General features: G+C 40.1%; 21 protein-coding genes. 17 read left to right on the top strand and 4 right to left on the bottom strand.

Annotated elements, in window-relative coordinates:
- The first annotated feature begins 3 nt into the window (after positions 1–3).
- The 15 genes from R8N23_RS07430 to R8N23_RS07500 all read left to right on the top strand — a co-directional run bounded on the left by R8N23_RS07430 (position 4) and on the right by R8N23_RS07500 (position 13,006).
- Positions 4–969 carry a hypothetical protein gene (locus R8N23_RS07430; RefSeq protein ID WP_318170948.1) on the top strand — a complete coding sequence of 322 codons (966 nt, stop codon included), beginning with the start codon at positions 4–6 and terminating at the stop codon, positions 967–969.
- Positions 970–972: 3 nt separating this feature from the next.
- The gene (locus R8N23_RS07435; protein ID WP_318170949.1) at positions 973–1,173 is read left to right on the top strand and encodes a YwbE family protein; all 201 of its coding nucleotides are present in this window, start codon (positions 973–975) and stop codon (positions 1,171–1,173) included.
- Between the two features lie 46 nt (positions 1,174–1,219).
- Positions 1,220–1,846, top strand: coding sequence for a hypothetical protein (locus tag R8N23_RS07440; protein WP_318170950.1), 627 nt, complete (start codon positions 1,220–1,222; stop codon positions 1,844–1,846).
- Positions 1,847–2,035: 189 nt separating this feature from the next.
- The gene (locus tag R8N23_RS07445; protein WP_318170951.1) at positions 2,036–2,794 is read left to right on the top strand and encodes a sensor histidine kinase; all 759 of its coding nucleotides are present in this window, start codon (positions 2,036–2,038) and stop codon (positions 2,792–2,794) included.
- Entirely contained in the window at positions 2,791–3,408 is a 618-nt protein-coding gene (locus tag R8N23_RS07450) for a response regulator transcription factor (protein WP_318170952.1), read from the top strand. The genes R8N23_RS07445 and R8N23_RS07450 overlap by 4 nt, the downstream gene beginning before the upstream one ends.
- Before the next feature lie 106 nt (positions 3,409–3,514).
- A complete protein-coding gene (locus tag R8N23_RS07455; protein WP_318170953.1) occupies positions 3,515–4,348 on the top strand; it encodes a helix-turn-helix domain-containing protein in 834 nt (277 codons plus the stop codon).
- 56 nt (positions 4,349–4,404) lie between these two features.
- The gene (locus R8N23_RS07460) at positions 4,405–4,815 is read left to right on the top strand and encodes a DUF1761 domain-containing protein (RefSeq protein ID WP_318170954.1); all 411 of its coding nucleotides are present in this window, start codon (positions 4,405–4,407) and stop codon (positions 4,813–4,815) included.
- 10 nt (positions 4,816–4,825) lie between these two features.
- On the top strand, positions 4,826–5,356 hold the full coding sequence (locus R8N23_RS07465; protein ID WP_318170955.1) for a DUF5655 domain-containing protein: 531 nt from the start codon (positions 4,826–4,828) through the stop codon (positions 5,354–5,356).
- Between the two features lie 26 nt (positions 5,357–5,382).
- Positions 5,383–6,222, top strand: coding sequence for a hypothetical protein (locus tag R8N23_RS07470; RefSeq protein ID WP_318170956.1), 840 nt, complete (start codon positions 5,383–5,385; stop codon positions 6,220–6,222).
- Positions 6,223–6,383: 161 nt separating this feature from the next.
- Positions 6,384–9,842 (top strand): pyruvate carboxylase, encoded by a 3,459-nt coding sequence (locus tag R8N23_RS07475; RefSeq protein ID WP_318170957.1) that lies wholly within the window; start codon positions 6,384–6,386, stop codon positions 9,840–9,842.
- Positions 9,843–10,037: 195 nt separating this feature from the next.
- Positions 10,038–10,802 (top strand): hypothetical protein, encoded by a 765-nt coding sequence (locus R8N23_RS07480; RefSeq protein WP_318170958.1) that lies wholly within the window; start codon positions 10,038–10,040, stop codon positions 10,800–10,802.
- A 231-nt stretch (positions 10,803–11,033) separates the two neighbouring features.
- Entirely contained in the window at positions 11,034–11,246 is a 213-nt protein-coding gene (locus tag R8N23_RS07485) for a hypothetical protein (protein ID WP_318170959.1), read from the top strand.
- Complete coding sequence (locus R8N23_RS07490) at positions 11,246–11,554, top strand: type II toxin-antitoxin system RelE/ParE family toxin (protein ID WP_318170960.1); 309 nt, start codon at positions 11,246–11,248, stop codon at positions 11,552–11,554. Before R8N23_RS07485 ends, R8N23_RS07490 begins: the two co-directional genes overlap by 1 nt.
- Positions 11,555–11,780: 226 nt before the next feature.
- A complete protein-coding gene (locus tag R8N23_RS07495) occupies positions 11,781–12,608 on the top strand; it encodes a DUF3667 domain-containing protein (RefSeq protein WP_318170961.1) in 828 nt (275 codons plus the stop codon).
- Positions 12,609–12,613: 5 nt separating this feature from the next.
- Positions 12,614–13,006: a DUF1801 domain-containing protein gene (locus tag R8N23_RS07500; protein WP_318170962.1), complete on the top strand. Its 393-nt coding sequence runs from the start codon at positions 12,614–12,616 to the stop codon at positions 13,004–13,006.
- A 4-nt stretch (positions 13,007–13,010) separates the two neighbouring features.
- Here R8N23_RS07500 and R8N23_RS07505 read toward each other — a convergent pair whose 3' ends face one another.
- On the bottom strand, positions 13,011–13,667 hold the full coding sequence (locus R8N23_RS07505; protein WP_318170963.1) for a metal-dependent transcriptional regulator: 657 nt from the start codon (positions 13,665–13,667) through the stop codon (positions 13,011–13,013).
- Positions 13,668–13,806: 139 nt separating this feature from the next.
- Between R8N23_RS07505 and R8N23_RS07510 the strand changes: the two genes are divergently transcribed.
- Complete coding sequence (locus R8N23_RS07510; protein WP_318170964.1) at positions 13,807–16,074, top strand: TonB-dependent receptor; 2,268 nt, start codon at positions 13,807–13,809, stop codon at positions 16,072–16,074.
- A 7-nt stretch (positions 16,075–16,081) separates the two neighbouring features.
- Positions 16,082–16,552 (top strand): thioredoxin family protein, encoded by a 471-nt coding sequence (locus tag R8N23_RS07515; protein ID WP_318170965.1) that lies wholly within the window; start codon positions 16,082–16,084, stop codon positions 16,550–16,552.
- Positions 16,553–16,679: 127 nt separating this feature from the next.
- On the opposite strand, the gene mdh is transcribed toward R8N23_RS07515, so the two are convergent.
- The 3 genes from mdh to tilS all read right to left on the bottom strand — a co-directional run bounded on the left by mdh (position 16,680) and on the right by tilS (position 19,633).
- On the bottom strand, positions 16,680–17,606 hold the full coding sequence (gene mdh / locus R8N23_RS07520) for a malate dehydrogenase (protein ID WP_318170966.1): 927 nt from the start codon (positions 17,604–17,606) through the stop codon (positions 16,680–16,682).
- A gap of 103 nt (positions 17,607–17,709) precedes the next feature.
- The gene (locus R8N23_RS07525; protein WP_318170967.1) at positions 17,710–18,234 is read right to left on the bottom strand and encodes a cyclic nucleotide-binding domain-containing protein; all 525 of its coding nucleotides are present in this window, start codon (positions 18,232–18,234) and stop codon (positions 17,710–17,712) included.
- Entirely contained in the window at positions 18,227–19,633 is a 1,407-nt protein-coding gene (gene tilS / locus R8N23_RS07530) for a tRNA lysidine(34) synthetase TilS (RefSeq protein ID WP_318170968.1), read from the bottom strand. The genes R8N23_RS07525 and tilS overlap by 8 nt, the downstream gene beginning before the upstream one ends.
- Between the last annotated feature and the right edge of the window lie 57 nt (positions 19,634–19,690).

The raw sequence follows: 19,690 nt of genomic DNA on the forward strand, positions 1-19,690 counted from the left end.
TAGATGAAAAGTAGTCTTCTCAAACTAGGAATATTTCTTTTGACCATGCTTGCGTTTTATGTAGCATTGAAAAATATCAAACTTGATCAACAAGTTGTTGAAAGTAAAACTGAATTTTCAACCAAAGCTTTAATTGATGTTGATAATACCTCTCTATTTTTCATAGGTTCTAGTCGGGTTCAGAGGGCCATAGATCCTCATTTACTTGAGTCTGAGTTGAAAAACTATTCGATTAATAATTTGGGAATATCTGGATCGACGTTTTTGGGAAATTGCGTAGTAGCAGATCATATATTGAGGTTGCCAGGAAAGAAGGTGATTTTCATTGAACTTTCTCCACTCAAGCATGACATTCCTTCGGGAGTATTCAAATTTGGAGAAGTGGAAAAATTTAATGTACTGTCAAAAGTGTTTCAACTGACAGAGAATTTGGGATTGTCAACGCAACTAATGCTAGTGTTGGATGTTCTTAATACAAGAATGTTTTCACAGATTTCACTAAAGAATGATGTGAAGAGAATATTTAGATATAAGCAAAGTATTGAAAAAGATAATCAATGGATAGGTTATCGTCCGACTAATTTACAGTCCAGAGATAAACTTATTCGATTTTTGAGGTCTTCAGATGTGGAGGATTCCTGTTTTAGCAACTACAAACTCTATATTGAGATGATTAATGATTTGGATGAATTGGCTTCATTCTCTGATGGAGAAATTGTTTTCTTTTTACCTCTGACTTATTTGAAAGAAACTGAAGTGCGTATTGCAACCGACTTGTTTGCCATTTTACCAGAACGAATGAAATTAAGATTTTCTGATCGATTTATACAATCATGTAGTTCAGAAGACTATATGGCCGACAAAAATCACTTCAATAAAAAGGGGGCTACTAATTATTCGAAAGGAATGATTCATCAAATTCAAAACTATTTTCAAGAGAAAAATAAAAAGGAAAATTCAAATTTGTAAACCATGTCCGACGGAACCATAAGAAAAAACATCCACGTAGGTGCAGAAGTGGAAATTGTACAGAAACATCATCAGCGATCTGGTGAGCTGACCAACGGTATTGTCAAGCGTCTTCTTACAAAATCCCCCAATCATCCCCACGGCATCAAAGTGCAATTAGAAACCGGGGAGGTGGGTCGAGTGAAGCAAGTTCTGTCAGTATAACCCTAACAGGGTTTCAAACCCTGTTAGGGTTAATTAATTCAATTTTATGAAAAATACCGACCAACTTCAACCTAGTACATACTATCATATCTATAATCGTGGGATCAATGGTGAAGTAATTTTCAAAAAACCTGAAAATTATGCTTATTTTCTTCGGAAATTCAACTTATATATTTCGCCTGTAGCGGATACATTTGCCTTTTGTTTGCTCAAGAATCATTTTCATTTTTTAATACAGACTAATAGTGAAAGTGAGATAGACGAATTCAAATTAATTCAACCTAAATTCAAAGAAAAAAAGGCGAATCAGGTGCTAAGCTTGCAGTTTGCACATTTTTTTAATGGGTATTCACAGGCTATCAACAAGCAAGAGAAAAGAACTGGCAAGTTGTTTGAATTGCCATTTAGGAGAGTTGCAGTAGCGGATAATTCTTATTTCACCCGTTTGATTTATTATATTCATGCTAACCCAGAACGTCATAGACTGGTCGATGATTTTAAGATTTATCGATATTCTTCATATATGAGTCATTTGAGTCATAAGTCCACAAGACTTCAAAGAGATAAGGTACTCGAATGGTTTGGAGGAGTAAAATTGTATAAGAAATTTCACCAAGAACTTCAGATTGATAGTAAGTTGTCTGGTCATGATTTTCAAGATTTTGATTGCTAAAACATTCAACCCTAACAGGGTTTCAAACCCTGTTAGGGTTAGTTTGGGGTTAATACTCATTTTTAGGTATTTATATACTGACGAGTGTCTTTCATCTTTGAAAGGGTTAAATTGTATTTTGTAAATTTGAATGTAGTGCTACTATAGAGTTATACTTTCGTGGATCAAACAAACTCGCTAAATACCGAAATGATACTGGTACTTGGTACTAGCGGAATGCTTCTACTCACTACTGCTATTGTACTTTTCATATATCTCTATCAACGCAAACTCATCAAGCGCAAGCAAGAGTATCAGGAGATCGAAGACTTACTCAAAAAACAGGAATTAAAATCGGCCTATAATATTCTTGAAGGGCAAGACCGAGCCTATAAACAAGTGGCTGAAGAGTTGCATGATAATTTGGGTAGTATGCTAGTTACCCTGAATATGCTGTCCGATACGTTACCCAAAAAAACTGACCCGGAATCGATGAAAAATCTGGCAGCAAAGATTAGTGAAATTGCTGCTCAAGCTACAGAGGCCACACGAAAAATTTCTCATAGTTTGCACTCAGGTTTGCTGAAGCATTTTGGATTGACTGCCGCCATTAATGAATTGATAGATGCCCTGAATGAGGCACACACCATACAGGTGACCAGCCATATCGATTTGGGTGAAGAGATGGACAGCCAAACAAATGTACAGGTCTATCGAATTATTCAGGAGTTAGTGAATAACACACTAAAGCATGCTAAGGCCAACAACATCAACATTGATTTATCCCTTACCGCAGATCACCTCACGCTTATATTTGAAGACGATGGGGTCGGATTTGATGCCAATCAAGAGGAAAAAGGGCTTGGGTTAAAAAATCTAAGGTCTAGAGTAGATCGGATGGACGGACACTTGACCATAGAAAGCAATAAGGGCAAAGGGGCCACCACAATAATTGAACTACCACTATGAATACGATAAAAGTTTTAATTGCCGATGATCATTCGATTGTTATGGAGGGACTTCAGGTGGTATTGAGTGCCGAAGAGGAACTAGAAGTAGTAGGCACGGTTCTCAATGGCGAAGAAGTCATGATTTTTGTAGCCAAACATGAGGTAGATGTAGTAGTTCTGGATATCAATATGCCCGTGATGGACGGTATCACCTGCGCTCGCAAATTGAAAAAGGAATATCCTAATATTAAGATTATCATACTAACCATGTATGCACAAAGATCCTTCGTAGACGAAATTGTAAAAATTGGTATCGATGGATGCTTACTCAAAAACAACACAGGTAAAGAATTGACTACCGCAATCTTCCGAGTAATGAATGGTAGCCAATATTACGACAGGTTAAAGAATTTCAACTCATCAGAAGAGGAAATCAAACAATACAAGCTGAGTGCGAGAGAGTTGGATGTGATTAAATTGGTAGCAGAGGGACTCACCAGTCAAGAGATTGCTGATCAGTTATTCATCTCAGAGTTGACCGTGCAAACCCATCGAAGAAATGTGATGCGTAAGCTCGACCTTAAGAATAGCATGCAAGTGGTTCAGTTTGCTAAGGATAATGAGCTGATTTGACTCGCTCGATGGAAGATGTTGTTTACCTCTGATAAGTGACTCGATTCAATTTGCAGGATTTTGGAAGTTAAGGTATCTTTCATTGGTATAATCTAAACTTCCATTTATGCAATTTGTACCTCATAACACAAGTGGTCATTTAAGTCCATTTATCCAATCAATTTTTCACATTAGCCAATTTGTACCCGACCATTCCATTCAGAGAGTGGTACCCACAGGGCACATTTTTATCATATTTGAGCTGGATGGTTTTGTTCGCCATACTTATGACAATGAAACCTTGAAAGAACAAGACAGCTTTACAAAAGTCTGGATTTCAGGCATGCATAGAAACTATATTTCAATATCCGCCCATCAGCAATCTGAAATGTTTGTGATTCAGTTTAAGCCTTTTGGAGCCTATCCATTTTTTCATTTTCCATTGGAGGAATTGAATGAGAAAGTAGTGCAAGCCGAAAAGGTTTTAGGACCAGAGATATTGGATATTCGCGAAAAACTATATCTAGCAAAAACTTCTCAAGATAAATTCGCAATAGCAGAAACTTGGCTTACTGAGCGGTTTGATAGTCAAAAGGTACCAACTAATGATTTATATGTCGTTTCTAAAAAATTGCAACAGGAGTCTGTTACAGATTATGCTGAAGCCATAGCCGATTATCCGAATACACAAAAACACCTAATAGATCAGTGTAAAAAATACCTAGGACTGACTCCGAAGTATTTTCAGCGTATCCTCAGGTTCAATGAGTTGTTGCAGCAGATACAAGAAAAGAAAAGTGTGCCATGGTCTCAAGTAGCTTACCAATGTGGCTATTCTGACCAGTCACATTTCATCAAAGAATTCAAACATTTTTCTGGATTTAATCCGAAAGAATACATTGAGCAAGAGTATAATCAAACCAGTGATCCTAATTTTTTTCCATTAGATAAGAGAGGTTAATTTTTTACAATACTCTTTTCTAAGGCTTGCTTAAAATTGTTGAAAAAAGAAAAAACATGGATTTATCAACAACTTTTGGAGCCATAGGATGGGGCTCAGTAATTGTGGCAGCGATATCATCATTCCTAGTGGGTGGGATCTGGTATGGGCCTCTTTTTGGGAAAGCATGGATGGAAGCTTTTAATTATTCAGAGGAGGATTTGAAGTCAAGAAGTATTCCTAAGACATTTGGACTTTCCTTGTTATTGGCTTTTATAGCTGCAATAACATTAGAGATGTTCATTGGTAGCGAAGCAACACTGGCTTTTGGTGCAATGGCTGGCTTTTTAGCGGGTTTTGGGTGGGTAGCAACTATGCTTGGTATTCTTTATTTATTTGAAATGCAATCATTGAAGGTCTACCTTATCAATGCGGGCTATTGCGTGGTGTCTCTTACACTTATGGGACTTATTTTGGGGGCTTGGTAAAATTATCATTATGGAAAAAGGACTACTAGAAAAGACCGGAAAATCATTGAAGCAATGGGTTGAAGTTGTGAAAATTGCTAAAATTGATAAGCATAAAATGATTATTGACTTTTTAAAAAAGGAACATGGGTTTACGCACGGTTATGCAAATTTTGTAGCCCTAAAGGCTAGAAAGTCCGATGCAGCGTCTATAGATGATCAGGATCTGCTTTATGCTCAATATAAAAATAAAGAAGCGCTGAAGCCGATTTATGAAAAGCTGGTTGACGAAATAGAGAAGTTTGGGGCGGACGTTACTAAAACACCGAAAAAAGATAGTGTGAGTATGATTCGAAAGAAGCAGTTTGCACTTGTCAAACCAGCTACAAAAACTCGAATAGATTTGGGTTTAAAACTCAAAGGAAAGCCTGTTGATGCGAGGTTACAGGCATCGGGCCCTTTTGGGACAATGTGCACGCATCGAGTTTTGTTATCTGAGATAAGTGACGTGGATGATGAATTAATTGACTGGCTTAGGGAAGCTTATGAAGCCGCAGTATGATGAGGTTCTTGGTTTTAATTATTTTGATGATTGCATGCCAAACGAATAAAAAGAAACCTTATGATCTTCCTAATTCAGTTCACGGCTCGGTACTTTTTGATTCTGGAAAAGTAAAAACTAGTAATGGTATTTGTTTTTCATCAGATGGGAAAAATCTTCTGATCTCAGAGTCCATTGACCAATCATTTAGTAGTGGGAAATCAATGATGGGTATCCGGGCTTATCATTTTGAAAATGAAAAGTGGACAAGAGGAAATCTATTGGATATTGCCATAGATGCCTACCACCCTGTACTTAGTTATGCCGGGGATACCCTATACTTTAACTCTAGAGCTCATCCTGACTCTTTAGAGTATGAGACACCACACAATATTTGGTTTAGCATAAAAGAAGGTGATGGTTGGAGTAGTCCTGTTCTTCATGGGGTGGTTAACTCTTTATCATACGATTCTTATCCGTCCGTTGCAAAAAGTGGGAACCTGTACTTCAATTCAGATCGCGAGGGAGGTTTGGGAGGAATGGATGTTTACGTTTCTGAATTAAAAGGCGGTGAATATCAAATGCCTGTTTTGTTGCAGCAAATAAATTCTGAATACGTTGAAAACGACCTTGTGATTGACCCGAATGAACAGTTTATTATTTTCAATAGATATGTTTTCACTACGCAGTCCATAGACATGTATATTTCATTTAGAAAGAATGGTCATTGGTCGGATGCAATTCCATTGACATCAATCAATGAACCGGATCAATGGGAATTGACACCAACACTTTCACCAGATGGCAAGTACTTTTTCTATGAAGTAAACAGTCAAATATGGCAAATCAAAGTGTCAGATTTGTTTGAAGAATTAGAAGGTGGTTAACAGTAAGGTTATATTCAAAAAGTCATGGGCAATTAGTTTTTAATTCTTAATTCTATTTGACTTGTGTTGCGCGGCTAACCCATATATTTGTGTACATAGATCAGTAAGCAATTGTACTACTAAATATGTTATTATAAGCCCAAACTTTAACACTTGACGTAATGCCCCAAAACCTTAAAAAACTTGACAAAATCCTCGTTGCCAATAGAGGAGAAATAGCTATTCGTATTCTGCGAGCTGCCTCGGAGCTCAATGTCAGAACGGTCGCTATGTATACCTATGAGGATCGATACTCGCTCCATCGTTACAAAGCGGATGAAGCCTATCAAATTGGCAAGGATGATGATCCACTAAAGCCGTATTTGAACATTGAAGAAATCATCGCATTAGCCAAAGAGCAGCAGATAGATGCGATTCATCCAGGCTATGGCTTTTTGTCTGAAAATGTCACTTTTGCCAGAAGGTGCGAAGAAGAGGGAATCATTTTCGTGGGACCTAGATCCGAGATTATGGCAAGACTTGGTGACAAAGTAGAAGCCAAGAAACTGGCCATCGATGCTAAGGTGCCGGTCATTCAGGACAGCAAGGAAGACTTGGTAGATGTAGCTATTGCTAAAAAAGAGGCAGGAAGAATTGGATATCCGATCATGCTGAAGGCCGCATCTGGCGGTGGAGGTCGTGGTATGCGAGTGATCCGATCAGAGAAAGAATTGGAAAAGGCGTTTCACGATTCTAAAAGTGAGGCTGAAAAATTCTTTGGAGACGATACTGTCTTTATAGAAAAATTTATCGACGAGCCCAAGCACATCGAAGTGCAGCTCATGGGGGACAATCATGGCAACATCGTGCATTTGCACGAGCGTGATTGTTCGGTGCAGCGAAGGTTTCAAAAAGTGGTGGAGGTAGCACCAAGCCCGAACCTGAAGCAAGAAACTCGTCAGGCTATTTTTGATTATGCCATCAACATTGCGAAGCATGTGAACTACAACAATGTAGGGACTGTAGAGTTTTTGGTGGACAAACATGGAGAGGTCTTCTTCATCGAAGTAAACCCAAGGATACAAGTGGAACACACCATCACCGAGGAGGTGACAGGCGTTGATATTGTGCGTTCGCAAATTTTGATTGCACAAGGTCATCCGTTGACTTACAAAGGTATTTTCCTCAATAGCCAGGACGACATCAAGGTGAATGGATTTGCTATTCAATGTCGGGTGACAACGGAGGATCCGATTCAGGATTTTAAGCCGGACTATGGCACCATCATCGCATATCGCAATGCCGCAGGATTTGGGATTCGACTAGACGAAGGTTCTACTTATCCAGGCATGCGTATTTCGCCTTTCTTTGATTCTATGTTGGTGAAAGTAAGCGCTTCAGGTCGTACGCTTCGCGGAGCGAGTGAAAGATTGCAAAGAACCTTGACTGAATTTAGAATTCGAGGCGTGAAGACCAATATTGGCTTCTTGAAGAATGTGATTTCTCATCCTGTGTTTATTGCAGGGGATTGTACCGTCAATTTTATTGGCAAACATCCTGATTTGTTCAAGGTCAAAAGGACGCAGGATAGAGGTACTAAAACATTGAAGTATCTAGCCAAAGTCAGTGTCAATGGCAATCCGGATGTGAAATTCGTTGACCCCAATAAGAAATTTGTGACGCCAGTAGTTCCAGCGTTCGATAAGTATGCTCCTTATCCTAAAGGCACAAAAGATCGACTCAATGAATTGGGTCGAGAAGGTTTTGTGAAATGGATGAAGGACGAAAAGCAGATCTTGTTTACCGATACGACATTTAGAGATGCGCATCAGTCTTTATTGGCTACCAGATTCAGAACAATCGATTTGTTGGCAGTAGCCGAAAGTTATGCCAAGAATGTCCCACAGGCCTTTTCCATGGAAATGTGGGGAGGTGCTACATTCGATGTGTCGATGCGATTTTTGCACGAATGTCCTTGGGAGCGATTAAAACTATTACGCCAAGCGGCTCCAAACATCCTATTCCAAATGCTCTTGAGAGGATCAAATGCAGTGGGCTATACGGCCTACCCAGACAATCTGGTGGAGAAGTTTGTGGAGAAAGCTGGTGAGGAAGGCATTGATGTATTCAGAATTTTCGATTCGCTCAATTGGCTTGAAGCCATGAAAGTGAGCATCAAAGCAGTGAAAGAAAGAACTAACTCGTTGGCGGAAGTCTGTATCGGCTATACCGGAGATATCCTAAATCCGAATAACAAAAAATACAATCTCGACTATTACGTCGATATGGCTAAGCGCATCGAAGACGAGGGTGCTCATATATTGGCAATCAAAGACATGGCCGGTTTGCTTACACCGTATGCCGCTGAACAGCTGATTCCGGCATTGAAAAAGGCCGTCGATCTACCGATTCACCTGCATACCCACGATACGTCATCGATGCAAAACGCCACCTACATCAAGGCCATTGAGCAGGGGGTAGATGTGGTAGATTGTGCATTGGCATCTATGTCAGGGCTTACTTCGCAGCCAAATTTCAATTCTCTGGTTTCCGTGCTTGGTCATCACGACCGCAAGCCGGATATAAACCTGGAAGCGATCAACAAGCAGTCCAACTATTGGGAAGACGTGCGTGAGATTTATTATCCGTTTGAGTCGGGGCTCAAAGCAGGTACCGCTCAAGTATATGAAAACGAAATTCCTGGTGGTCAGTACTCCAACTTAAAACCTCAGGCGGCGGCTATTGGATTGGTAGGAGAGGACTTCGAACGAGTGAAGAAAAACTATGCAGTGGTCAACGAGATGTTTGGCAACATCGTGAAAGTAACGCCTAGTTCGAAGGTGGTAGGAGACATGGCGATTTTCATGACGTCCAACAATTTGACGCCTGAAGATGTATTGGATGAAAGCAAGAAATTGTCCTTTCCGGATTCGGTGATTGGCTTCTTTAGAGGAGACCTGGGGCAACCAGAAGGTGGCTTCCCAGCGCAACTGCAAAAGGTAATTCTCAGAGACATCAAGCCTATGAAGGGCAGACCCAATGAGCATCTAACGCCTATCGATTTCGATAAAGAATTTGCGGCCTTTCAGGAAAAATATACGGAGTATTCGGACTTTCTTGATTTCTTGTCTTACAAGCTCTACCCGAAAGTATTTGATGAATATTACCAACACCATGCAGAATTCGGCTATGTAGACAAGATCCCTTCTAAAGCATTTTTCTATGGGATGAAAAAGGGCGAGGAAATACTCGTCACCCTTGGGAAAGGTAAGACGATTATGGTGAAACTGATGTACATTTTGGAGCCAGACGAGACAGGTATGTGTACGGTGGGTTTTGAACTCAATGGTCAGGTGCGAAGGGTGCAGGTCAAAGATATTCATGTGAAAGCTACTGCGATTTCTCACAAGAAAGCCGACAAAGACGATCCGAACCATATCGGAGCGCCATTGCAGGGTAAACTGTCGAATGTCTTTGTGAAAGTGGGTGATCAGATAGAGGAGAATGATCCTCTGTTTGCTATCGAGGCGATGAAGATGGAGTCGACCATCTCTTCACCAAAGCCCGGAACCGTCACTACCATTTTGATCAAGGCTGGTGAAATGGTAGATCAGGACGATTTGGTCGTGGAGATGGAGTAGGAGAATTGTGTTCAAATCTATAAGGTTTCTAAAACCTTATAGGTTTCATTAGACTTAGTTTTGATCTCCTGCTGGAATGGATGATTCTTGAGTAGCAGCTTTTTCTAGGAGATCAGAAAAATCAATGGTAACGATGTATAAGAAATAAGTGTAACTTGTTACACTTACATAAATGTTGAGCGCAATTAACAACCCATGAAATTTATTTTTACAATCATTGCTTTTGTCAGCCTTCAATTATCGCTGTTTGCCCAAGAGTGGAAAGCTGGCATAATTAATGACCCAGATGGTTATACAAATATCCGTTCTGGAAAAGGTTCTGGATTTGAGGTCATTGATAAGTTATTAACAAATGAACTTTTTTTCTACGTTGATTCAATAGGAGAAAACTGGCTAGCAATTAAGATAACAAAATGTAATTGCGACACTCCCTATAATATATATAATCAAATTACTGGTTTCGTTCATCGTAGTAGAATTCAAGAATTGGATAAACTTGGACAAGCTGATAGAATGAATTTCTTCTATGAATTATTAGCGAAAGAAGACTTGCTAACTAATAATATGTCAAAAGTTCAAGACCGGACTACAAAAGAATTTGAGTGGAACAGTGCCGAATCAAACGTTTTTCATGATTATCAATATGTTGCATCCTTAAATTCATTAATAAAATACTTATGCGAATTTAAAGATGGGGACCTTGCTGATAAATTTCTCAAAAGAGGATCTGAAGATGAATCACCAATGTTCGCTATGGGCGAACTTTTTGTTTGTCAGCCAGAGTGGGCATTTGAACAATTTTCAAACCGCAAATATTTAATGGATCAATTGATTTGGGGCTTTGTAAACGTCATTTACAATAAACCTCAAGAAGAAGCTATGGCATTGAAGAAGAAATTCAACGACCTGAGATTAGCAAATGGAATGGAGGCAGTTGATTTCAAATTATATGAAGAATAGCGCTCAACATTCTGTATGAAATCATGCTTGAGTGATGCTAGACTGTACTTCTTTGCTTTCTATCAGCCCCGCCAATTCTGCAAATTGGCCTATTGAAAATTGAAAAAAGAAATAGACCACTCCGCAGATTTGGCTATTTTGTAAATCAAACATTATCTTCACCAAAACGCACAATTCATACAGTGGCGTAGCATCTATGGACTTCAGGGTGAAAATGATTAACTTTAAGTTATGACGATCGAACAACGAAAAATATCTTTGATCAACTGGATCACCAACATTGATGACGAAACTGTGATCAATCAGATTGAGGGCTACAGAAAAACTTCCATCAACACTTTACCAAAAGAGATCATTGAACTCCTAAACATTTCTGCCTCAGAACCCATCGAAAATTGTGTCGAGCATACTTCGGCTCAAGATATCTTAAATATGAAGGAGTAATGAAGAAGGTAATCTGGTCTCTAACTGCCAGAAAATCGCTCAGACGAACATCAGCTTTCATATCCGAACTCTGGAACGAGCAGGTAAAAATGGAGTTTCTGAACCAATTGAACTTTCGGGTTGATCAGATAAGAAAGAACCCTGAACTTGCTCCTACTTTCGAGGATAGTGAAGTCAGAAAATTGGTAATTCATAAGTCAGTTACCCTCTACTATCAAAATTTACCTGAACATCTGAGACTTTTGCTGGTTTGGGACAACAGACAAGATCCTGCAAAACTTTACCAAGAATTAACAGATGCTAACTGACGCTGACCGGGCATATGTCTCAGTGCTTACTACTATCTTCTGCTTGCAGGAGGTTTTGATTTTCGGAACGCTGTGCCATTTGGAATCGTTGTGAGCTACGACAGATTTCACTAGATTGTGCTATTCATTAGCTGTGGGCATACAACCGATAGCTGATCGTTAAACCCCTATCACTCACAATTCAACCAATTCCATTATTTTAGAGCGAAGAATCTAAACTAAATGTATGTCAAACTCATGCCTAAACTGTAGAGCTTCTCTGGAAGGAAGTTTTTGTAGCCAATGTGGCCAAAGAGAAAAGGATGCAGATCGTTCGCTTAAACACCTGATAGGTGAGCTTATCAATAATCTCTTCTTTGTAGACAATCGGATTTGGGTGAGTTATAAGTATCTCGTTTTCAAGCCAGGGATTATGACTTACGAGTTTCTGGAAGGCAAACGAAGGAAGTTTATGCCACCGGTTACGTTGTTTCTTTTTGTGAATGTCCTGTACTTTTTTATATCTCCGCTTACAGATTATTCACTCACGCTGACTGACCAGATGAAACAGCCTACGCATGGGGCTCTGGCGACTAGAATGGTAGAAGAAAAATTGACGAAGGAGGAGATGGATTTCGAAACGTATGCGCCGATCTATAGACAAGCTTCTGACAATGTTTCCAAGACGATCATGATACTGAATGTGCCCATGATCGCCTTTTTTGTCTATTTGTTGGCCATCAGAAAGCGCAAATACTACTTTGATAGTCTGATTTTCAGCATGCATTTTTTCACTATCTTTTTGTTGTGCATCGTCGTAGGGGTATTCACCGCCAAAGGCTATTACCTGATCGTGAATCAATATTTTGGATCGTCAATTGGCCCATGGGTTTTTTGGATGCCAACATTCATGGCTGTACTTCCTTTATTTTATGCGATCGTTAGTTTTAAACGTTTTGCGCAAGTCAAGTGGTATCATGCGATTTGGAGTGGATTGTTCATCATGTTCGCAGGTGTATTCACACAATTCATATATCGAAGCTTTGTTTTCTTCACTACTTTTTGGTTGACTTGATAAATATGGATGTTGGAATAAGGGCTTACAATAATAGTCAGCAGGAAATAGATCAGAAGATTTGTGCCACATTGGCACGAATTATTGACCAAGAGCTCTCAGAAGCCGAAAGCAAAATCTGGCATGCGCACCCGGTTTGGTTTTTAGAGGGAAATCCAATCGTGGGATATAGCAAACAAAAGAAAGGGCTACGTTTAATGTTTTGGAGTGGGGCAGATTTTGAAGAGGAAGGATTGAACGTATTAGGAGCCAAGTTTAAAGATGCTTCTGTATTTTATCAATCTGCAGGTGAGATTGACGAAAACGATCTGAAGCGTTGGCTCAAAAAGTCAATAGAAATCCAGTGGGATTACAAAAATATCGTAAAAAGGAAAGGGAAGTTGGAACGGTTGAAGTGAGTCGTTATACTTTTTTTACCAAGAGTCTTTCACATACTTTTTGGCTTAGCATTTCGGTAGGATGTCCATCGTAGCTTACCTTCATACTCTGATCAAAGGATTCAATCGACAGCACGTTTATTTTTATTTCCAAAGAGATATTACGACTATCGAGGAATTCCAAAAATTCCTTAGAGGAATGGCTCAAGGCTACTAATATCACTTTATCACCGGGTTGGCAATCTGCTAGTTTTTGGTGAGCTGGAGTGATGATGTTGCCATCCTTGTCAGGAATAGGCGAGCCGTGTGGATCTATCTTAGGATACTCCATCAATTCGTCCATTCTGTCAAAAAGTGCCGGGGCTTTAATATGCTCGACCTGTTCAGCGATTTCGTGCACCTCTTCCCATCCGAATCCCATTTTTTCTACAAGAAACATTTCAGTCAGACGATGTTTGCGAATGATCAGGGCAGCTGCCTTTTTACCTGCCTCGGTTAGTTTGAGCGGTTTGTATTTTTCATACCTCACCCAGCCATGCTGTTGCAGGTTTTTGACCATGCTGTTGGCAGTGGGTTTACTCACTTCTAGCGTAGTGCTCAAATCAGAGATGTTTACTTCTCCATTGTCATTAGCTAGGTTAAATAAGGCTTTGAGATAGTTTTCTACCGTTGCGGATACCATGAGCGATCTAAACTTTCAGCAATTATATAAAAAACCATTCAAATAAATTTGTTAGACGAGTCTAACATATTATTTTTGCTTGCATAATATAATAATTTAGATTATCCTGATGATAAACAACACTTTTAGCAAGTGGTTAATGGCAGTAATAATGGTTGTCGTGTGTCTTAGTGCACAAGCGCAAATGGTAATTATTAAAGGGCAGGTGGTCTCCGGAGAATCGCCTGTTGAATTTGCTCATGTAATTTTGAAGGGTACGCAGACCGGTACAGTAGCGGATGAAAGTGGAAATTACCAAATGGTAAAAATTCCTGCTGGTACGTATAGCGTTGAAGCTGTTGCTATGGGGTATCATAGGACTGAACAAACCATTACTGTTCAAAGTGGTGAAGTGGCAATTCTGAATTTCACTTTGGAAGAAAATAGTGCTACGTTAGGAGAGGTGGTGATCTCCGGAACTATGAAAGAAGTTTCAAAGCTAGAAAGCCCAGTGCCGGTTGAAGTCTATTCGCCAGCATTTTTCAAAGCCAATCCAACACCTTCAATATTTGAGTCTTTGCAAAACGTTAATGGTGTTCGTCCACAGCTCAACTGCAATGTCTGCAACACCGGAGATATCCATATCAATGGATTGGAAGGGCCTTACACCATGGTGTTGATTGATGGAATGCCCATTGTGAGTGGATTGTCTACCGTCTATGGACTGACAGGAATACCACAGTCGCTTATCGAACGAATGGAAATCGTAAAGGGACCGGCTTCGACCTTGTATGGCTCAGAGGCTGTGGGAGGTTTGGTCAACATTATTACAAAAAAGCCGTCTTCAGCGCCCTTGGTGTCTGCTGATGTATTTGCCACGAGTTGGGCCGAAGTAAACACTGACTTGGGGGTGCGCTATGATCTCGGGAAAAAAATCTCATCTCTTTTGGGAATCAACTACTTCAACTATCAGAACCCAATCGATAATAATAAGGATGGGTTTACAGATGTGACGTTGCAGAATAGAATTTCTGTCTTCAATAAGTTTAACATTGATCGAAAAGACGGTCGTGTATTTTCATTGGCAGGTCGCTATGTCTACGAAGATCGCTGGGGAGGCGAGATGGATTGGACTAAAGAATACAGAGGTGGTGATGAAATCTATGGAGAGAGTATTTATACCAGTCGTTGGGAGACCTTTGGTATCTATCAGTTACCCACCGAAGAGTTTGTCAATTTTCAATTTAGCGCCAACGGGCATAATCAAAACTCGGTCTATGGCAGTACTTCGTATATCGCCGATCAGTATATCGTATTTGGTCAGCTGACTTGGAACAAAATCTTGGGTGCACATGATGTGCTTACTGGTCTCGCCTATAGATATACTTACTACGATGACAACACACCAGCTACAGCTAGTGCCGATGCCAGCAATCCCAAAAATGAGCCATCTGTGACCCACCTACCCGGATTATTCGTGCAAGATGAGATCAAACTTAGTGAGCAAAATAAGTTGTTACTCGGGGCACGCTACGACTACAACAGTGTGCACGGTAGTATTTTGAGCCCAAGGATCAATTACAAATGGTCGTCAGTAAATAAAAAGAATGTTTTGCGTGTCAGTGCGGGTAATGGCTACCGTGTGGCCAATGTATTTACTGAGGACCATGCAGCACTAACAGGTGCCAGAACGGTGGAGTTTGAAGGTGAGCTTCGCCCGGAAACCTCCTGGAATGGAAATATCAATTTTGTGAAAAAGATTTATACTTCTAGCGGATTGTTTATTGGGTTGGATGCCAGTGTGTTTTATACCTATTTCACTAATCAGATTTTACCGGACTATGAATCTGATCCAAACAAGATCATCTATAGCAATCTGGACGGGTCTTCAGTTTCTCAAGGTGTTTCCTTTAATGTAGACATGGCCTGGGAGAGTGGACTTAAAATCATCGCCGGAGGAACGCTCATGGATGTATCTGTTGAGGAAAATGGGGAGAAATTCAGGCAATTGCTCACTGAGCGGTTTCAGGGAGTTTGGAGTGTGGGTTATTCATTTGATAAGCTAGGACTGGTGGTAGATTATACAGGTAATTTGTACGGACCTATGCGATTGCCTCTTTTGGGTGATCTGGATAATCGTTCAGAATATTCCCCTTGGTGGAGTATTCAAAATATTCAACTTACAAAAATTCTCGGGGACAAATGGGAAGTATATGGAGGGGTAAAAAACCTACTCAATTTCACTCCACCGGCAAATAGTATTGCTCGATCATTCGATCCTTTTGATGAGGGTGTAGTGTTTGATGGCAATGGACAGGTGGTACCTACGCCTAATAATCCCAATGCGTTAACTTTTGATCCAAGTTATGTGTATGCGCCCAATCAAGGGATTCGAGGTTTTTTAGGGGCTAGGTTTACTTTTAGATAGGTGATTCATGATTGGTTCGCGAACTATAATAATTTGGGTCATAGCACCGCTGTTATTTCCATTTCTGACTTACAGTCAGCCCAACGTCTACACTTTTGATCAACTGGATAGTTTACAGCAAATTTCCAAAAGGAAGCTGGTAGTTTTTATTCATACCGACTGGTGTAAATATTGTGAAGCTATGGAGAATACTTCTTTTAGAAATAAAGAGGTAGCCCGAAAACTGAATGACTCCTTTTGGTTTATCAAGCTCAATGCAGAGTCTAAAGAAGATATTGGATTTAGTGGGCGTGTGTTTCGTTTCAAACCTTCAGGTGTGAATACGGGCACTCACGAATTGGCCAAAGAATTAGGAACACAGCATGGAAAATTGTCTTACCCTTCGCTTTGTATTTTGAATCCGAATTATCAGATTCTATTTCAGTATAATCAGTTTCTTTCGGCTGATCAATTGCTTGAGATTCTGGAAGGCATTTAACGCTAAGATTTAAACAAAAAACTCCCGCCTGATTGCTCAAGCGGGAGTTGATATTTTTACTACCTTGAGGTTCTCGAATGTGTCATCCTGAGGCTCTCGAAGGTGTCATCCTGAGGTTCTCGAAGGATTATAGTTCCAAAGCGTCGTTCATTTTTCTAACGGCAGCAGCACTTGCTTCGAATTTTGCTTTCTCTTCATCGTTGAGATCCAATTCGATTACCTTCTCCCATCCATTTCTCCCAAGGATGACAGGCACGCCGATACAAATATCTTTTTGCCCGTACTCACCTTCTAGGTATACAGAACATGGCATCATGATTTTTTTGTCTCTGATGATAGCTTCTACCACTTCAGCACCTGCTGCTCCAGGAGCATACCACGCAGAAGTACCTAATAAGCCGGTCAATGTAGCACCGCCAACCATAGTATCAGCAGATACTTGCTCCATTCTCTCTGCAGAGATATAGTCAGAAGCAGGTGTAGAGTTGTAAGATGCAAGTCTTGTCAAAGGAATCATAGTCGTGTCACCATGTCCGCCGATTACCATACCTTTCACATCGTTAGGGTTGCAATCCAAGGCCTCAGACAATCTGTACTTGAATCTTGCGCTGTCCAAAGTACCACCCATACCGATTACTTTGTTTTTAGCCAATCCGCTAGTTTTAGCAGACAAGTAAGTCATGGTATCCATTGGGTTACTGATTACTACCAATACCGCATCAGGAGAGTGTTTAACTAAGTTCTCAGTTACCGACTTCACAATTCCTGCGTTCGTACCGATCAATTCTTCTCTAGTCATTCCTGGCTTTCTAGGAATACCTGAAGTAATTACTACTACAGAAGATCCGGCTGTCTTAGAATAATCGCCCGTAGTACCAATTACTTTGGCGTTGAAACCATTAAGCGTGGCACATTGGTTAAGGTCCATGGCCTTACCTTCAGCAAAACCTTCTTTGATATCAAGGATCACTACTTCATCAGCCAATTCTTTCATGGCTACGTACTCAGCTACACTGGCGCCTACGTTTCCGGCACCTACTACGGTTACTTTCATCTTGTTTGTATTTTTATAATTCTAAATTAGGGATCTTTCGTGCCGCAAAAATAGCCAAATATTAGGCTTAATTGGAATAAAGAAATGATTTCTTAATCTAGTGCTAGATTTTTCCCTGGTAGACTTTGCTTAGCTCGAAAAAGCCAAAGTGAGACTTGTAGGTTTTGAAAAGCTGTGTGGTATACTCGTTGTAGATTTCCGAGAAGGCACTCATCATTTTGGCCTTCACTTCAGGGTGCGACTGAAAAATTTCTAAAATGTTGATCTGAGGAATAACGTAAAGCTGTGCTTTCTCAGATGTGATCACTGTGGTGTAAATTCTTTTGGCGTCTTCGATCAAACTGTTATCTCCGAATATGCCACCACGGTAGGTCTCTGCCAGTTGCTCGAATTTGTCATTCACATCTATGGAGAGAGCGACAGATCCTCTTTTGATTACATACAAGGCATGGCTGGGGTCTCCAGAAAAGAAAACTACTTCATCCTGCTGGTATGTACGCAGGTACATGCTAGGAAGAAATAAAGCCAATTCATCTTCATCCAATTTTTCAAAGTGCCTGGTCTGCGCCATAAAGGCGATGAGATCAAGTTCTTCTTTGCTGTATTTTTTCTTGAATGGATTAAACATGATTGGTCATTTTGATGAGCAACAGGTTTTTAGTGTTTGAAGTGATTTTGTATCGATCGTCGATTCGATAGCCAGCTACCCAAATGATATCATGATCAGATTCGAACAGCATAACCCTTGATTTCAAGTTTACGGGAATTTTCTCATCAATCATAAAATCGCTAAGCTTTTTTTTGCCTTTCATGCCTAAAGGATAAAAACTATCTCCTTGTTCCCAATTTCTCACTTTTAGCGGGAATTTGACCAAATCCGCATCGAGACAAGCCACCTGACCGTCTTTTGGCCAGTCCTTCTGAGCAGCGACACGTTCAATGCTAAAATCGGCCCAAGGGGTGGTTATTTGATTTGGAAAGTCTGTTATGGTAAGGAGAAAATTTTTAGTCTCTCCTTTAGGAGTGATTTGAAGTTTGCTTCGATCAGTCGTTAGTGCATAATCCGATGACAAGTATTGTTTTCCCGAGGTTTTCGATAAGCCTTCAGCTATTGAAAAGCATTGATCTAAATTGAAACCAAAGGGTTTTAGAATTTCTATCAGAATAGCTAATCCACCATTTTCTTCATCAAACCATGATAGCTCCAGCGAATAGGAGTCTTGATACTTGGATAAGTATTGTGATTTGATTGTACTGGCTTGGTGCAATAGCAGTTTTTCTAAAGCTTCAAATCTTTTGCTGTTATTGGTCAGGGTCTGCTCCAGTCCGGGGTTAAGTTGTTTGAGTTCGGGAATCACATTCAAGCGCAAGCGATTCCGGCTGTATTTGTCCTCTTGATTGGATACATCCTCTCGCCAGGGTAGTTGATGCTTCTTCGCGTAGGCTTCAATGTCCGCTTTGGGAATGGAAAGCAGTGGTCTTCGGATTTGATCATTTTTGAGTGGGATACCTCGGAGCCCAGCAATACCTGTTCCTTTGGTCATATTATATAGCATAGTTTCTACCTGATCATTGGCATGATGGGCCGTAACAAGATAATCATATCCCTGATCCTTCATCACTTCGTCAAACCATGCATACCGCAATGCTCTAGCGGCCAACTGTGTAGATAGTTTTTTCTCTTTTGCAAACGCTTTAGTGTCAAAGGCTTTGCTGTAAAATGGGATCTTGTGCATTTTGGCAAAAGCCTCCACAAACTCCTCATCAGCATCTGAATCTGTTCCTCTCAACTGGAAATTGCAATGAGCTACTGCAATATGAAAATCAAGTTGAAATAGAAGGTGAGTCAATACCATAGAATCCAGCCCCCCGCTCAATGCAATTAATAGTTTGTCTTCTTTACTGAACAGACTATTTTTATTGATATACCGCTTGACTTGATTTAAGAATGTACTCACTTGGAAAATTTTGATCAAACTTAGTTTTTTTTCGTTTGGGAAGCGAATGAACACTGGTTCATTTGGCATCTGATTTGTTTGGACAGTCCTCGATTTTAATGTTTACTTATCTCAAGGTTTCCTTGT

Origin of the sequence: Reichenbachiella sp., from assembly GCF_033344935.1 — a bacterium.
GTDB lineage: Bacteria > Bacteroidota > Bacteroidia > Cytophagales > Cyclobacteriaceae > Reichenbachiella.

Bases quoted from the DNA above. Each gene is read 5' to 3' on its own strand.
- R8N23_RS07495 (WP_318170961.1), top strand. From the start codon at position 11,781: ATGTCAAACTCATGCCTAAACTGTAGAGCTTCTCTGGAAGGAAGTTTT.
- R8N23_RS07455 (WP_318170953.1), top strand. From the start codon at position 3,515: ATGCAATTTGTACCTCATAACACAAGTGGTCATTTAAGTCCATTTATC.
- R8N23_RS07505 (WP_318170963.1), bottom strand. From the start codon at position 13,667: ATGGTATCCGCAACGGTAGAAAACTATCTCAAAGCCTTATTTAACCTA.
- R8N23_RS07480 (WP_318170958.1), top strand. From the start codon at position 10,038: ATGAAATTTATTTTTACAATCATTGCTTTTGTCAGCCTTCAATTATCG.
- R8N23_RS07435 (WP_318170949.1), top strand. From the start codon at position 973: ATGTCCGACGGAACCATAAGAAAAAACATCCACGTAGGTGCAGAAGTG.
- R8N23_RS07445 (WP_318170951.1), top strand. From the start codon at position 2,036: ATGATACTGGTACTTGGTACTAGCGGAATGCTTCTACTCACTACTGCT.
- R8N23_RS07500 (WP_318170962.1), top strand. From the start codon at position 12,614: ATGGATGTTGGAATAAGGGCTTACAATAATAGTCAGCAGGAAATAGAT.
- R8N23_RS07475 (WP_318170957.1), top strand. From the start codon at position 6,384: ATGCCCCAAAACCTTAAAAAACTTGACAAAATCCTCGTTGCCAATAGA.
- R8N23_RS07465 (WP_318170955.1), top strand. From the start codon at position 4,826: ATGGAAAAAGGACTACTAGAAAAGACCGGAAAATCATTGAAGCAATGG.
- mdh (WP_318170966.1), bottom strand. From the start codon at position 17,606: ATGAAAGTAACCGTAGTAGGTGCCGGAAACGTAGGCGCCAGTGTAGCT.
- R8N23_RS07450 (WP_318170952.1), top strand. From the start codon at position 2,791: ATGAATACGATAAAAGTTTTAATTGCCGATGATCATTCGATTGTTATG.
- R8N23_RS07515 (WP_318170965.1), top strand. From the start codon at position 16,082: ATGATTGGTTCGCGAACTATAATAATTTGGGTCATAGCACCGCTGTTA.
- R8N23_RS07490 (WP_318170960.1), top strand. From the start codon at position 11,246: ATGAAGAAGGTAATCTGGTCTCTAACTGCCAGAAAATCGCTCAGACGA.
- R8N23_RS07510 (WP_318170964.1), top strand. From the start codon at position 13,807: ATGGCAGTAATAATGGTTGTCGTGTGTCTTAGTGCACAAGCGCAAATG.
- R8N23_RS07525 (WP_318170967.1), bottom strand. From the start codon at position 18,234: ATGTTTAATCCATTCAAGAAAAAATACAGCAAAGAAGAACTTGATCTC.
- tilS (WP_318170968.1), bottom strand. From the start codon at position 19,633: ATGCCAAATGAACCAGTGTTCATTCGCTTCCCAAACGAAAAAAAACTA.
- R8N23_RS07470 (WP_318170956.1), top strand. From the start codon at position 5,383: ATGATTGCATGCCAAACGAATAAAAAGAAACCTTATGATCTTCCTAAT.
- R8N23_RS07430 (WP_318170948.1), top strand. From the start codon at position 4: ATGAAAAGTAGTCTTCTCAAACTAGGAATATTTCTTTTGACCATGCTT.
- R8N23_RS07440 (WP_318170950.1), top strand. From the start codon at position 1,220: ATGAAAAATACCGACCAACTTCAACCTAGTACATACTATCATATCTAT.
- R8N23_RS07485 (WP_318170959.1), top strand. From the start codon at position 11,034: ATGACGATCGAACAACGAAAAATATCTTTGATCAACTGGATCACCAAC.
- R8N23_RS07460 (WP_318170954.1), top strand. From the start codon at position 4,405: ATGGATTTATCAACAACTTTTGGAGCCATAGGATGGGGCTCAGTAATT.